This window comes from Dyadobacter luteus, assembly GCF_003383615.1.
Classification (GTDB): domain Bacteria; phylum Bacteroidota; class Bacteroidia; order Cytophagales; family Spirosomataceae; genus Dyadobacter; species Dyadobacter luteus.
In genome coordinates, this window is record NZ_QNUL01000004.1 from 45880 (window position 1) to 60010 (window position 14131).

10 protein-coding genes are annotated in these 14131 nt (G+C 44.4%); 2 read left to right on the forward strand and 8 right to left on the reverse strand.

The annotated features are described in order from the left end of the window. Window positions 1–7 precede the first annotated feature (7 nt). The 4 genes from DSL64_RS06930 to rsmA all read right to left on the reverse strand — a co-directional run bounded on the left by DSL64_RS06930 (window position 8) and on the right by rsmA (window position 4330). Window positions 8–1045, reverse strand: coding sequence for a glycoside hydrolase family 43 protein (locus DSL64_RS06930; RefSeq protein ID WP_199539343.1), 1038 nt, complete (start codon window positions 1043–1045; stop codon window positions 8–10). Between the two features lie 60 nt (window positions 1046–1105). After that, entirely contained in the window at window positions 1106–2053 is a 948-nt protein-coding gene (locus tag DSL64_RS06935) for a glycoside hydrolase family 43 protein (RefSeq protein ID WP_115829951.1), read from the reverse strand. 79 nt (window positions 2054–2132) lie between these two features. Continuing rightward, complete coding sequence (gene mgtE / locus DSL64_RS06940; protein ID WP_115829952.1) at window positions 2133–3485, reverse strand: magnesium transporter; 1353 nt, start codon at window positions 3483–3485, stop codon at window positions 2133–2135. A 56-nt stretch (window positions 3486–3541) separates the two neighbouring features. Beyond that, on the reverse strand, window positions 3542–4330 hold the full coding sequence (gene rsmA, locus DSL64_RS06945; RefSeq protein WP_115830239.1) for a 16S rRNA (adenine(1518)-N(6)/adenine(1519)-N(6))-dimethyltransferase RsmA: 789 nt from the start codon (window positions 4328–4330) through the stop codon (window positions 3542–3544). A gap of 89 nt (window positions 4331–4419) precedes the next feature. On the opposite strand from rsmA, the gene DSL64_RS06950 reads away from it, so the two are divergent. Then, on the forward strand, window positions 4420–8034 hold the full coding sequence (locus DSL64_RS06950) for a PAS domain S-box protein (protein ID WP_115829953.1): 3615 nt from the start codon (window positions 4420–4422) through the stop codon (window positions 8032–8034). Window positions 8035–8056: 22 nt separating this feature from the next. On the opposite strand, the gene DSL64_RS06955 is transcribed toward DSL64_RS06950, so the two are convergent. Continuing rightward, on the reverse strand, window positions 8057–8506 hold the full coding sequence (locus tag DSL64_RS06955; protein ID WP_115829954.1) for a GNAT family N-acetyltransferase: 450 nt from the start codon (window positions 8504–8506) through the stop codon (window positions 8057–8059). A 156-nt stretch (window positions 8507–8662) separates the two neighbouring features. Between DSL64_RS06955 and DSL64_RS06960 the strand changes: the two genes are divergently transcribed. Further along, window positions 8663–11557: an outer membrane beta-barrel protein gene (locus DSL64_RS06960; protein ID WP_115829955.1), complete on the forward strand. Its 2895-nt coding sequence runs from the start codon at window positions 8663–8665 to the stop codon at window positions 11555–11557. Between the two features lie 74 nt (window positions 11558–11631). Here DSL64_RS06960 and DSL64_RS06965 read toward each other — a convergent pair whose 3' ends face one another. The 3 genes from DSL64_RS06965 to DSL64_RS06975 all read right to left on the reverse strand — a co-directional run bounded on the left by DSL64_RS06965 (window position 11632) and on the right by DSL64_RS06975 (window position 14089). Beyond that, window positions 11632–12237 carry a LysM peptidoglycan-binding domain-containing protein gene (locus DSL64_RS06965; RefSeq protein WP_115829956.1) on the reverse strand — a complete coding sequence of 202 codons (606 nt, stop codon included), beginning with the start codon at window positions 12235–12237 and terminating at the stop codon, window positions 11632–11634. Between the two features lie 83 nt (window positions 12238–12320). After that, window positions 12321–12809, reverse strand: a complete 489-nt coding sequence (purE, locus tag DSL64_RS06970) for a 5-(carboxyamino)imidazole ribonucleotide mutase (protein WP_115829957.1) — start codon at window positions 12807–12809, stop codon at window positions 12321–12323. A 146-nt stretch (window positions 12810–12955) separates the two neighbouring features. Then, window positions 12956–14089 (reverse strand): 5-(carboxyamino)imidazole ribonucleotide synthase, encoded by a 1134-nt coding sequence (locus tag DSL64_RS06975; protein WP_115829958.1) that lies wholly within the window; start codon window positions 14087–14089, stop codon window positions 12956–12958. Window positions 14090–14131: the final 42 nt, after the last annotated feature.

Consider the following 14131-nt stretch of genomic DNA (forward strand, 5'->3'; position numbering starts at 1 on the left):
ATAAATTTTATTCAGCAGGAACTGCCAGTTTAGTTCCTGCTTTTACTGGTATGCCAAAGTTCGGTGTGCCGTCTTTATTCCATGTAAATTTCTGCGCACGCGGAGAGCGGAAGCCGCCACATCCTTGTCCGGGTTCTGCGTTGGCGTGGTAAAGTATCCAGTCTTCTTTTCCATCAGGAGATTTGAAGAACGAATTGTGTCCCGGTGCATATACTTTGTTTTCAGCAGATTGCCTGAAAACCGGTTCAGCAGATTTCTTCCACGAGCTGGCTTTCATCAAATCTGAGGAGATCGTAGTTTGGAGCATTCCCAGTGCATAGAAATCTGTCCAGCAGCCACTTGCAGAGTAAATGATGAAAATTTTATCCTTGTTTCTCAGAAACTGAGGGCCTTCATTTACGTTCACATGTGGCGGGTTATTCGCGTCGTTCAGATCGCCGTGTTTTTCCCATTCGTAATCACTGCCCGAAATTTTGGTACGTTCTCCGGAAATGGTCCAGGGATTATCCATTTTCGCAATGTATATATTCTGCTGGCCGTTTTTGTCGCCTTCCCATCCCGACCAGATCATGTAATACTGGTCCTTCACTTCAAAAATATCACCGTCAATCGCCCATTTGTCGTCGGGTGTGGCAACCTGCCCTTTGAAAGTCCATTCTCCCTGCATCGGATCTGCTGACGCATTTTCGATCACGTACATGCGGTGATTATCGTTTTTGCCATCATCTGCGGCAAAATACATATACCATTTCTTGTTGATGTAGTGCAGCTCTGGCGCCCATAGTTCCTTACTATATTTTGTGCCTGCCGGAGGAGTCCATATCGTTTTGCTCTCCGCGGTTGCAAGGTCGGCCAGGTTTTTTGTTTTCCATAGCATCAGTTTGTTCTGCACGGTATGGGTGTAGTAGTAATAGCCATTCTTGTGAATGCTGTATGGATCCGCCCCCGAGGGTAGTAGTGGGTTGGTAAATGTCTTTTGTGCGGACACCATTGAACTTACGGCCAAAAGGCAGCCCAATAGCAATCCTTTCCAGGTTTTCTTCATTTTCGGTTAAGTTGGTTTAAGATAGTAAAAGAAGTCGTAGTCGTTTTTTACCTTATCCGGTCATTTGGTGGTTAAAAAACGGAAGCTTTTGTAATCCACTACAGGCCTGCTGAAGGTTTTGCTTTTTTCTAAACTGACGTCTATCGTTGCAGTTCTTCTTTTAGCAACCTTTGATTGTGAGTTGTGGGTATGAAAAACGTAATGAAGTGCCCCTTTTTGATCAAAGTAAAAGTCGCCATGACCTGTGCCATTTTGTCCAATGTCTTTTCTGCTCAAAATCGGGTTGCCGCTGTATTTGGTCCATGGACCCATAGGGCTTTTACTTGTAGCACAACCTACAGCATAATCCGGATTACGAAAATCGTTGGCCGTATAAAAAAGGTAATACAGGTCATTCTTTTTCAGGATCGTTGGTCCTTCCGCAACCGGCCATTTTGCATGAGTAGTGTTTTCCCAACCTTCTTCTGCGTGCAGGCACGGCTGCAGGGTTTCGGGCATGATTTCTGATAAATCACTCTTCATTTCGGCCACAAAAAGTCTGTTGCCTTCCTGTAGTCTTACATGGTAAAGGTAAATCCGTCCATCGGTGTCAAAGTAAACAAAAGGGTCAATCTGTTTTACCGGGGCAGCAAGTGGTTTTTTATCTTTTTGTTGAAATGGCCCCAGCGGATTGTCTGATACGGCTATAGCGATATTTTCATTGGCTACATAAGCCATGTAAAACAGGCCTTTGTGTTCAAATACCTGCGGCGCCCAGAAACCCTTGTCGCCATAGGCTTCTCCTTTTTTCAGCGCAAATCCTTTATCTGTCCAGTTCTTCTGGTCGGGGGAAGCGTATACCTGAAAGCCTGCATCGGCGTTCCCCTCAACAGTTCCATACAAATAATAGGTGCCCTTATGAAAGAAAATGGCCGGATCTGCAAGGTATATCTGCTTGTCCACCGGCTGCTGAGCATTTACTACAATAAAGCTCAATAAGGCAAAAATAGTCGTCAGAAATAATTTCATATCAGTCGTTTTATGCTATCGAAAGCGACTGATATGTATTGTTTACTCAAATCGGGGTTGGCCTGATACAGTAAGCAGGTTAAAGATCCAGTAGCAAATGAGCCAGTCCGAAGTAAACCGCATAACCGATCAGGTCATTGGCAGTTGTGATAAATGGACCGGACGCAACCGCAGGATTAATACCTATTTTTTCGAGCGCAATAGGCGTCACAGTCCCCATGAATGAGGCCAGAAATACTACTGACATCAGTGCTGCGGACACTACCAGTGCCAATTGTATTTCATTGCCAATCAGTAGGTTGAATCCGAAAACGATACTGCTGATAATAAGCCCATTAATCAGGGCAATAGCGAGCATCCTTAAAAGGCGGTAGCCCAGACCTGAATCCAGTCCGCTCTTGTCGGCCAGACTTTGCAAAACCAATGAAGAAGTTTGTATACCCACGTTGCCACCAGTTGAACCAATAATCGGAATGAACGCTGCCATGGCTGGAACAACTTTCAGGTCACCCTCAAAAAAACCAATGAATTTAGCAGCCAGAATTCCTCCCATCATACCAACTAAAAGCCAGGGAAGACGCGCCTTTGTCTGCTGCAAAATTGTATCATCTTCTTCAACCTCTCCGGTAATACCGGCCATCGCCATTGTATCAGAGCTTGCCTGTTCGGTAATTACATCAATTACGTCATCAATTGTGATGCGTCCGAGCAATTTACCCTGTACGTTCACAACCGGAAGCGTGTCAAGGTCATATTTCTGCATCAGTTCGGCCACTTCTTCAGCAGGGCGATACGTTTCTACGAAAATTACATCCTTGTCATACAGACTCTGGATTTTCGTATTCTTATGTGCCAGTACAATTTTCTTAAGTGAAAGGAGTCCCAGCAGAATACCGTTGTCGTCAATTACATATACTGCATACACACGGCCAACATCTTCAGCTTGCTTACGGAGCTCCTCAATACATTCGTTTACAGTCCAGTTGACATTCGCCTTTACAAGCTCCTTCTGCATCAAACCTCCCGCCACATCTTCATCATAGTGCAGCAGATCCAGAATAAAACGAGCTTGTTCGCGGTCTTCCAGCAACGCGATGACCTCCTCACGTACCTGAATGGGCTGCTCATTAAGCAAATCCACGGCATCATCAGAATCGAAGATATTCACATAACGTGAAATCTCCTGAGAAGTAAAGGCTTTCAGAAAATCACGTCTTTCTCCGGGATCTAGGTCAGCCAGAATTTCAGCACCGGTGGTAGTTTCCAGTTGCGTCACCAGATATTTGGCCTGATCAGTATCCAGTTCGATAAGCAGGCTTGTAATATCTGCGGCGAAAAGACCCTCCATCTGTTCTCTTATGCCTTCGGAATCTCCTCTTTCAATTAATTCCTGTATATGATCTACGTATTCCTTGGTGAGTTCAAACGTCATTGCTCTGTTCTGTTAGCGGCGAGGCTGGTTTTAGCCTTCAAATTCTGTTACTATTGTTACTGAATGCTTTCTGCAAGCTGGGTCAGTGTTACGAACTCAGCTACACTGAGTTGCTCGGCGCGTTTGGTAAGCAGCGGATGATCAGGCATTTCTCCAATAGGTCTGAGCGCATTCCTGAGTGTTTTTCTTCTCTGGTTAAACGCAGTTTTTACTACCCGGAAAAACATTTTTTCGTTGCAGTCGAGCTTTTCCACTGCATTACGTCTAAGCCGGATCACGCCAGATTGAACCTTCGGAGGAGGATCGAAAGCCCCGGGAGGCACGGAAACGAGGTAATCTATATCATAAAATGCCTGAAGCAGCACACTCAGAATGCCATAATCTTTATTCCCCGGAGGCGAAGCGATGCGTAGGGCTACTTCTTTCTGAAGCATACAAACGATCTCGGGAATCTGGTCGCGGATTTCAAGCGCCCTGAAAAAAATCTGAGACGATATATTGTAGGGGAAATTCCCGATGATCGCAAACTTCTCAGAGAAGGTCTCTTTGGTATTGTACCTCAGAAAATCACCCTCAATGATACGTGGCGTTAGTTCTTCATAATGTTTTTTAAGATAGGCTACAGACTCGGTGTCTATTTCAATCACGTAGGTCTGGTAGGTTTCTTTGGTCAGCAAAAACTGAGTCAATACGCCCATTCCGGGGCCTATTTCCAAAACCTTATTATAGCCTCCATGCAACGTCAGGCCGTCAACGATCTGGCGTGCAATGTTCATATCTTTTAAAAAGTGTTGGCCTAAATGCTTTTTGGCGCGCACTTTCGAGTCGCTCTGATTTTTATAAATTCTGTTCACGAGGCAAAATTACGTCTTAATTCGTAGATTTATCCACTTAAGAATAGGAACGAACCTTAAAAATACGAGCACGGGAAACTATGGAAATGATTTCTTCCCAGACCGACTGGCATACTATACACGATACATTACAGTATCTCAATCTGATTGGGATAACTTTTTCGCCTGATTTTATCATTAAAAATATCAGCACCCATGCCCTGATGAAAACCGGCTGGTCCGAACAGGAATTGGTGGGGCACAGCTTGTTCGATAAGCTGATTCCGCACGAGGAAGCAGACGAAATCAGACAAATGTTGGAGGAGGGAATACAAGGCAAACGGAAACTGGAACAGAGAGAAGTTCCTTTCCTGGCCAACAAGGGTACGCTTCGGACTTTTTCTATTAATTCAGTGCTGATGCAGACTGAAAATGATGAGGTCAAATGTGTTACGCTGGTAGGGGACGACATCACGCGCAGGCGCCGTATGGAGTCCTCAATTGCCAAATCCAATTCGCAGCTGCAGGATCTGGTAGATAATACGAGCGATCTGATTCAGCTGGTGGCTATTGACGGGAAATTCATTTTTGTAAATAAAGCCTGGCGGGAAGTGCTTGGCTACGGACTGGATGAAATTGCTTCGATGCGAATTGATGACATCATTCATCCGCAACATATTGAAGAGGCCAAAGCGCAGCTTAAACTGATAGAAGAAGGGAATCCAAATCCGAATTTTGAAAGCGTATTTGTAAACCGGGCGGGGAAAAAGGTTTTTGTAACAGGTAGTGTCAATTGCCGTTTTGACAACGGGAAGCCGACCGCTTACCGTTGTATCCTTAATGATTTTACGGAAAAGATCCGGGCTGAAAAAGCACAGAATTTATATTACAGTATTGCCAACTGGACTGTTAATACGCAGAATCTTGATGATTTTTACCATGCCATACATGATGAACTGGGCAAGATCATTGATGTAAAAAACTTCTTTATTGCTCTTTATGATCCGAGTCAGAGTTACCTTTATTTCCCTTATTATGTAGATCAGTATTTCAAAGGAAATGTTCGTTTTACGCGCCGAAGACTTGGAAATGGAGTCACTGAATATGCCATTGCTTCCAACAAACCATTGTTTTTGTCTGGCGATGATATAGAAGAACTGGCTCAGACCAATAGTTTGCATTTGTACGGAGTAACGCCTCAGCAGCTGTTGTGTGTGCCTCTGCGGATTGGTGACAGGGTTACGGGGATTATCGGGGTTAAATCCTACGACGATACCAAAATGTTTGATGCCCGCGATCTGGAGCTACTAGAGTTTATCTCAGGACAGGTGGCGATCGCTATTGCCAGAAAACAAAGTGAAGAGGAGTTGAGCAAATACCTGGCGAGGCTTAACGCAATTTTTGACAGCAGCTCACACCTGATCTGGTCTGTCAATAAAGGGCTTCATCTGACTTCCTTCAATAAAAATTATGCAGATCTTATCCAATCAGAAGTAGGTGTAAGGCCAACACTGAACGTGAGTGCCGAAAAATTTGGCTGGAGAATGGTGGGTGTCAATAACCGTCGTACGCTGGATGCGAAATACCGGCAGGCACTGCGTGGAGAACCTCAATACTTCGAATTCAGAATCGATAAAAAAGATGGAGGTGAGATGTGGCTGGAGTTTTACCTGAATCCAATTCGTTACGCCCAGGGCGTGATTGAGGAGGTGTCAGGTATTGCCAGGGATATTACCCGCCGGAAAGAGGCAGAGCTTTCTCTTCGCCATAGCGAGGAGCTTTTCCGTGGAATTTTTGAGAATCTTCAGGATATTTATTGCCGTATCAACCGGCACGGAGCGATTACGATGATTAGCCAGTCGGTTTTGAAAAGGCTTGGTTATCTGCCCGATGAAGTTATCGGGCGTCAGATAACAGAGTTTTTTATGGATCGTAAAAAAATTCATTCTGCGTTGATCCGTCTCCGCAAGAGCAGAAGTCTGCGAAACTTTGAGATCACCTTAAACAGAAAAGATGGTACCGAGCGCCAGTTTATGGTCAACATGCTTCTTTTTGTAGATGATAAAGGAAAGCCTGCGGAGGTAGCAGTACTTGCACGCGATATCACTGAGCTGAAACGTAATGAACAGGAACTGCTCAAAGCCAAAGAACATGCGGAGCGTTCTCTGAAGGTGAAAGAGGGATTTTTGGCCAACATGAGCCACGAGATCCGTACGCCTATGAATGGGGTGATCGGTATGATTGACCTGTTGGGAGAGACGCCGCTGAACGTGGAACAGAAGGATTATGTGCTTACAATCAAACGATCTTCGGAAACGCTTCTGAATATCCTGAACGATATCCTGGATTTGTCCAAAATTGAAGCCGGGAAAATGGAGCTTCATGAATCTCCGATTGCGGTAGAGGAGTTGCTTTTGAAACTGGTATCTCTGTTTGGGCAAACTGCTAAAAATAAGGGGAATACACTCACGTATTACATTGCTCAGGATCTTCCCAAATACATAAAAGCTGATCAGACAAGACTGCTGCAAATCCTTTCGAACTTAACCTCAAACGCCTTGAAGTTTACTGAAAACGGTGCCGTAAAGGTGTTCCTGACTTCAGTCAAAAGGGACGGTGATTTTAATAAGATCAAGGTGGAAGTACAGGATTCGGGAATTGGTATCAGTGCGATGGACAGACAGATTCTGTTTACTTCCTTTACTCAACTGGACAATTCTTCACGTAAATCGTTTGGCGGTACTGGACTTGGACTTGCTATATCCAAGCAGCTATGTGAGCTGATGAATGGCTCTATAGGTGTCGATTCCGTACCTGGAGAAGGGAGCACGTTCTGGTTTACGTTTGAGACCAGGGAAACCACTCAGGTGAAGGTAAGTAAGGCAAAACAACTTGAAGAATTACCTATTGAGAATGTCTTCTCAGATTATCACCCCAATATTTTGCTGGTAGACGATAACGCCGTAAACCGCAAAGTGGCCAACGAAATCATGAAGAAGGCAGGTTGCGTTGTGGATCTGGCAGAAAGCGGATTCCAGGCTATTGATAAGGTAGAAGCGAAAGTGAAATCGGGGAACGGTATGTATGACATCATTTTTATGGATATACAGATGCCAGATATGGACGGCGTAGAAACAACGGTAGAACTGAAGAAACGCTTTTCAGATTTACCTCCGATTGTAGCCATGACCGCTTATTCTATGAAGGAAGACCGCGACCGGTTTATCAGTCAGGGTATGGACGATTACCTGGCCAAACCGATCCGTGCGCAGACTTTGATTTATAAAGTAAGAGAACTTATTACAGATACTGATCAGGGTCCTCAGGTAGAAATCAAGAAAGTAGGTGTTGTTCAGGAAGTTACTTTACCGGTTTTGGATAAAGAAATCATTGATCAGCTCAACGGCATTGGCGGAGCAGATCTGGTACTTTCCGTATTTGAAGATTTTGTAACAGAATCCAATGAACTTGTGAGCGGAGCGGTAACAGCTTTTGCTGAAAATGATATTCCGACAGTAAAAAGTAACCTGCACACACTGAAAGGAAGTGCAGGAACCGTAGGCGTATCACAAGTTGCCGAAATTGCCCGTGATGCCGAATGGCGACTCAAATCCGACGATACCAGCACACTTTCCGAAGCCCTTCCCCAGCTGGAAAAAGCCTATGCTTTGTTTTTGGAAAGTTATGAGGAGTTGTTGAAGGAGTGGTTGGGGTAAGCTCCAATTAAAGTAACTCTTATCAATCCCTTTCCAATTCCAAATGCAGGATAGGAAAGGGATTGTTTTCTGCATCTGTTTGTGATCTGCTACTGATGATAAATCCCATTCTTTGATAAAATCCCAGCGCCTGTGGGTTCTGTTCATTCACATCTACTTTTCTGATTCCCTTTTCTGCAATTGCAAATTGGGTAAGTTGTTTTCCGATGCCTTTTCCGAAATGGATTGGATCAACAAACAGCATTTCGATATTGTCTGCTGTCAGTCCAAGAAATCCCGCGATGTCTTTATCATCACCTCTGGCGATAAATAACGAAACAGCAGGGAAGTAAAGCCCGGGAATCTGCTGTTTATAAAAAGTGATATGTTCTTCCTGAAGAAAATCGTGTGTAGCCCTTACTGCAGCTTCCCATATAGAAAGCAGACGTGGGTAATCCTTCACTGAAGCTGGCTCAATGGTGTATTGTTTCATTAATGTTACTGAATGAATGAGTTTAATTCGTCGGTAAAGTTGGGTGTTTCATCGGTAAAAAACGAGAAACGAGCGGTATGTGACGGATTATTGTAAACGGGTTTAAACTTTTTTACAAAATGCAGCTCTAACCCTGCATAAACCTTTACAAGAACCATGAAAAGATTATTAACTCTTCTCCTATTTGTGATTTGCAGCGGTTACTCTGCATCTTCACAGGCACAAAATGCACAGATTACTGGAACGGTTGTTGACAGTACAGACAAGAGTCCGGTAGTAGGTGCCTACGTTGCGGTGAGCCGCGATACCCCGGATGCAAAACCGGAGTATGTAACCACAGATGAGAAAGGGAAATTCTCTTTCAACGGATTGACTAAAAAGACCACTTATCAGATTAAGATATCTTATCTGAGCTATAACGATTTGATCAGGAAGATTACTGTTGATTCGGATGTGCAAAATCTGGGTACTTTCGAACTGACTGAAGCAGTTGCTAACCTGAAAGAGGTGAAGGTAGTGGGGCAGGTAACAGCCATGGAGCAGAAAGGCGATACCACGCAGTTCAATGCAGCAGCTTTTAAAACGAATCCTGACGCGACGACCGAGGATCTGATCCAGAAAATGCCGGGTATTACAGTGACCAATGGTACGGTAACTGCTCACGGAGAGACTGTAAATCGTGTTTTGGTTGATGGTAAACCCTTCTTTGGAGAAGATGCCGCTTTGACATTGAAATCACTCCCAGCCGAAATTGTAGACAAGATTGAGGTTTTTGACAAGCTCAGTGATCAGGCGCAGTTTACCGGCTTTGATGATGGAAATGCGCAGAGAACAATTAATATCGTAACCAAAGCGGATCGTAAAGTGGGCCAGTTTGGTAAACTGTTTGCAGGCTACGGACTTGATAACCGTTATCAGGCTGGTGGAAACGTTAGTTATTTCAAAGGCAATCAGCGTATATCGCTTATCGGACTCAGCAACAATATTAATAATCAGAATTTTTCCAGTCAGGACCTCTTGGGAGTAACAAGCAGTGGTAATTCAGGTGGAGGTGGTCGCGGAGCCGGCGGGGGAGGATCTAACAATTTTATGGTTGGAGGTCAGAGCGGTATCACAGGTACCAATTCGCTGGGATTGAACTATTCAAATAAATTCGGAACAAAGGTTGATGTTACCGGAAGTTATTTTTTCAATCGTACCAACAATACCAACGATCAGACTACGCGTCAGGAATACTTCCTGCAAGGCGGTGGAGGTAACCAGTTCTATAACGACACGAGCCGTACGTCCAGCACAAACATGAATCACCGTGTCAATTTCAGAATTGAATACAATATCAACAAAAGTAATACCCTGATCATAACACCAAGATTAAGCTTTCAGGACAACAATTCTGCGAGCATGAAAGTAGGGCTTACAAGCCTGGCTAATGGTAGCCTGCTCAACAGTGCGGATATCAACCGGACTAACAACACGAGCGGTTATAATTTCGGAAATGATATTTTGTATCGCCATGCTTTCGCGAAAAGAGGGCGTAGTATATCACTGAATATAAATACACAAATGAATGACCGCAGTGGAGTAGGGCGTCTGTATTCAAAGAACCTTTATTTTACTAATCTGGAGATGCCTGGTGATACCATCAATCAGGAAAACCTGACAAGTTCCGACGGAACTACGCTGGGAAGTAATCTGGTCTATACAGAGCCGGTCGGTAAAAACGGACAACTGCAGCTGAATTACAACTTTACGCTCAGCAACAGCAACTCGGCAAGAGAAACCTACAACCTTAATTTTGATGATAATTCTTACGCCAGTCTGGATACGTTGCTGACAAACAATTTTGACAACCGTTACACGACTAACAGAGCCGGTATTTCTTATCGCCTCAGAAAAAACGAATGGACCAGTAATTTTGGTGTTGATTTTCAGAACGCAAATCTATACAGCCAACAGTTGGCACCGCGCAATGCAACCGTGGATCAGACTTTTACGAATGTGTTGCCTAGTTTTATGCTGATGTACCGATCAAAGTCGGGCACTCAGTTCCGTACATTCTTCCGCAGTTCAACCAATCAGCCCTCTATCACGCAATTACAAAATGTGGTAGACAACAGTAATCCGTTGGCGCTTACGGCGGGTAATCCTAACCTGAAACAGGAGTATCGGAACAATCTGAATGTTCGCTATTCACTTGCCGGCGCGAGCCGTCCTTACAGTCTGAATGCGATGATCTTTGTAACCCAAACGAACAATGCCATTGTGAATTCGACTTTTATTGCACGCCAGCCAACTACACTTCCGAACGGAATTGTTCTGGAAGAGGGAGCTAAGCTTACTTCGCCGATCAACGTCGATGGTAGCTGGAATGCCCGTTCTCTGATAGCCTACGGAAAACCAGTTGCACCTTTGAAGCTGAATGTCAACGTTACAACCGGATTCAACTATGTGCGCTCTCCTGGGGTGATCAATAATGTATCGAACTTTTCGAATACCTATGCTGTGTCGCAAGGTTTGGTCGTAAGCAGTAACATCAGCGAAAATCTGGATTTTACACTTTCATATTCAGGGAATTACAATGTTGTTCGTAACACGATTCAGCCTCAGATGAATAACAACTATTACACATCCGGTATCAGCGGACGGGTAAACTGGATCTTCGGCAAAGGATTTGTGGTGCAGACCGACGTGAACAATCAGTCCTACCGTGGATTGGGAGAGGGTTACAATCAAAACTTTACGCTCTGGAACGCAAGCGTTGGTAAGAAATTCCTGAAGAACAATGCGGGGGAATTGAAGCTGACTGTATTTGATATACTGAAACAAAATAATAGCATTTCCCGTAATGTGACCGAGACCTACGTGCAGGATATGACCAGCCAGGTGCTTACGCAATATGCAATGCTTACATTCACCTACACGCTGAGAAACTTTGGTAAGATGCCAACTCCAACCAATAGAAGAGAATTCGATGGACCGGGTGGTTTCCCGGGCGGTGGTTTTCCCGGAGGTGGTAACCGTGGACCTGGGAGTGGGGGAAGAGGTTTCTGAAAGAGCAGTTGATAGAAACAAAAATGGGATCGCAGTTGATTGCGATCCCATTTTTTCTATTACTAGAAAGAATACTATTTTTTCTGAGGAAACGGAATGATCAGCTTTTCGCCTCTTTCGGCAAAATCTTTTGTTTTTCCGTTTGCCTTCATGATCGCATCTTTGGTCACTCCATGTTTTTCAGCAACTACACGAAGTACGTCACCAGGCCCTACCGTGTGAATGGTTTTGACCTGCACCTTTAACTTTGTAGTACCTGCTTTTACATCTGAAACAGAAGAATTAAGACCTTTCAAAGTTTCCAGTTTCAGGTTGTAACGGGCAGCAATACTGGAGAAAGTTTCCCCACTTTTCACGCTGTGAGTAATCTGCTCGCCGCCGATAGATGAAGCAGAAACCTCTTTAACCTTTTCTTTCACAGGCTCAGGACGTTCCGTCTTCTCTGTGCTCGTGATTGGCTGAGGTTCTTCTTCTACTGGCTCTGCGAGTTCGGTTTCAGGATTAGGATCCACCACTACAGAGGTAAGCTCTTCAGAATTAGATGAACTATCAGAGATATATTCATAGCCCACATAAAGCATTGCCAGAACAAGAAGGACAAGTACCGATAAAGTGATTATTGGGAGGTTCGATTTTTCAACCGGACGTACGTTTCTTTTCTTTGGGAATTCGTCTTCCATTGCTAACAGGCAGTTCTATTTTTTGTGGTTGTACTATTACAAAGTGATGGTATTTACTTTACGAAAATAGTAAAGAGCCTTTATTAATCAATCAGATTTTTTAATTCTGAGTTCATCACAGCAACTTTCTCCTTAAGTCCGGACTTAAATGCGTCAAGTCTTTCGGCGGTTTGCGGATCACTTGCTCCGATAATCTGTGCTGCAAGAATTCCCGCATTACGGGCGCCATTGAGAGCTACCGTCGCTACCGGCACACCCGAAGGCATTTGCAGGATGGAAAGAACCGAATCCCAACCGTCAATCGAATTGCTGGAAAGAACAGGAACCCCGATCACAGGCAGAGAAGTAAGTGACGCAACCATACCTGGCAAGTGCGCCGCACCACCTGCTCCCGCTATTATTACTTTAAGGCCACGACTACGTGCCGAAGCACCATATTCCAGCATCCGCTCCGGTGTGCGGTGAGCCGAAACGATTTCCATTTCAAACGCTATTCCCAGTTCTTTTAGTGCATCCGCAGCTTCCTGCATCACCTTTCTGTCCGAAAGGCTGCCCATGATAATTCCAACCATTTATTTTATTGATTTAGAGTGAAACAGTGTTCACAGGTCACTTATGTAAGTACTAGCAGAAAGCTAGTTTACATTGTTTTGTTTTGTAATGTGCTATTAATCATTTGCTTAAAAAAAACTAACAGCTAATTGCCAACAGCTACTTATCATGACTTGCTGATCACTTTGATGTTTTTTGTAACGTATGCAACCTTTTCTTTTAGCGCACTGATATTATCATCCATAATGGTGATATGCCCCATTTTTCGGAAAGGTTTGGTAATCGCTTTCCAGTACAAAAATGGAAAAACTTCCGGGGTAGCCAGCAGCTTTTCCATGCCCTCGTATTCCGCAGGCCCCTCAAAGCCTGCTTCCCCAAGCAAATTCACCATAGCTGATGGTCCGTACGCCTTTGTACTGCCCAGCGGCAAATCCAGAATAGCCCGCCAGTGTTGCTGGTACTGCGATGTTACATTGGCTTGTATGGTATGATGCCCGCTGTTATGTGGACGGGGAGCCACTTCGTTAATCAGTACTTCCCCTTCCGGAGTTAAAAACAATTCTACTGCGAGAAGACCGACAATCTCGAATGCTTCCGCTGTCTGCCGCGCGATCAGTTGTGCTTTCTGGTCTGTTTCTTCAGAGATTTCCGCCGGTGCAAAAAGATATTCAACAAGGTTCAGTTCAGGATGAAAAACCATTTCCACGGTTGGGAAGGTCATCACTTCTCCTGAAGGGTTTCTTGCAACAATAACTGCCAGTTCTTTTTCAAAGGGAACCGCTTTTTCAAGAAGTCCGGGCTGGTCAAATGCTTTGTCAAGATCAGCTTCCGAAGCGATGCGCTGCACACCGCGACCATCGTATCCGTCGCGTCCAAGCTTGTGAAAAGCAGGAAGGAAATCCAGATGTTCGCCTACCGATGCGCGGTTTTCTGTCAATATAAAATCAGCAGTAGGGAGTCCTTTGTCAGTGTAAAAAACTTTTTGGATTCTTTTATCCTGTATCTGGCGGATGACAGCAGGTTGCGGGTAAACCCGTTTACCTTCCGATTCAAGCTTTTCAAGCGCTTCTACATTGACCTTTTCAATCTCGATGGTAATGACATCAAGGTCTTTGCCAAAATTGTAAACAGTATCGAAATCCTGCAGTGAACCTTGCGTAAACTTTGGAGCAATTCTGCGGCAGGGAGCCTCAGGATCAGGATCTAAAACATGAATATCAAGATTCCAGTCGATAGCGGCCTGCAGGAGCATGAGTCCCAACTGGCCACCACCAAGAATTCCTATTCGGGATGAAAGCATTTATAAATAAAATAATGTTTGGTACAAAGTTGGGGTAAAAAG

What these genes read in the sequence shown, in the direction of transcription:
- DSL64_RS06930 (WP_199539343.1), bottom strand. Translation starts at nt 1,045, where the DNA reads ATGAAGAAAACCTGGAAAGGATTGCTATTGGGCTGCCTTTTGGCCGTA.
- DSL64_RS06935 (WP_115829951.1), bottom strand. Translation starts at nt 2,053, where the DNA reads ATGAAATTATTTCTGACGACTATTTTTGCCTTATTGAGCTTTATTGTA.
- mgtE (WP_115829952.1), bottom strand. Translation starts at nt 3,485, where the DNA reads ATGACGTTTGAACTCACCAAGGAATACGTAGATCATATACAGGAATTA.
- DSL64_RS06950 (WP_115829953.1), top strand. Translation starts at nt 4,420, where the DNA reads ATGGAAATGATTTCTTCCCAGACCGACTGGCATACTATACACGATACA.
- DSL64_RS06955 (WP_115829954.1), bottom strand. Translation starts at nt 8,506, where the DNA reads ATGAAACAATACACCATTGAGCCAGCTTCAGTGAAGGATTACCCACGT.
- DSL64_RS06960 (WP_115829955.1), top strand. Translation starts at nt 8,663, where the DNA reads ATGAAAAGATTATTAACTCTTCTCCTATTTGTGATTTGCAGCGGTTAC.
- DSL64_RS06965 (WP_115829956.1), bottom strand. Translation starts at nt 12,237, where the DNA reads ATGGAAGACGAATTCCCAAAGAAAAGAAACGTACGTCCGGTTGAAAAA.
- purE (WP_115829957.1), bottom strand. Translation starts at nt 12,809, where the DNA reads ATGGTTGGAATTATCATGGGCAGCCTTTCGGACAGAAAGGTGATGCAG.
- DSL64_RS06975 (WP_115829958.1), bottom strand. Translation starts at nt 14,089, where the DNA reads ATGCTTTCATCCCGAATAGGAATTCTTGGTGGTGGCCAGTTGGGACTC.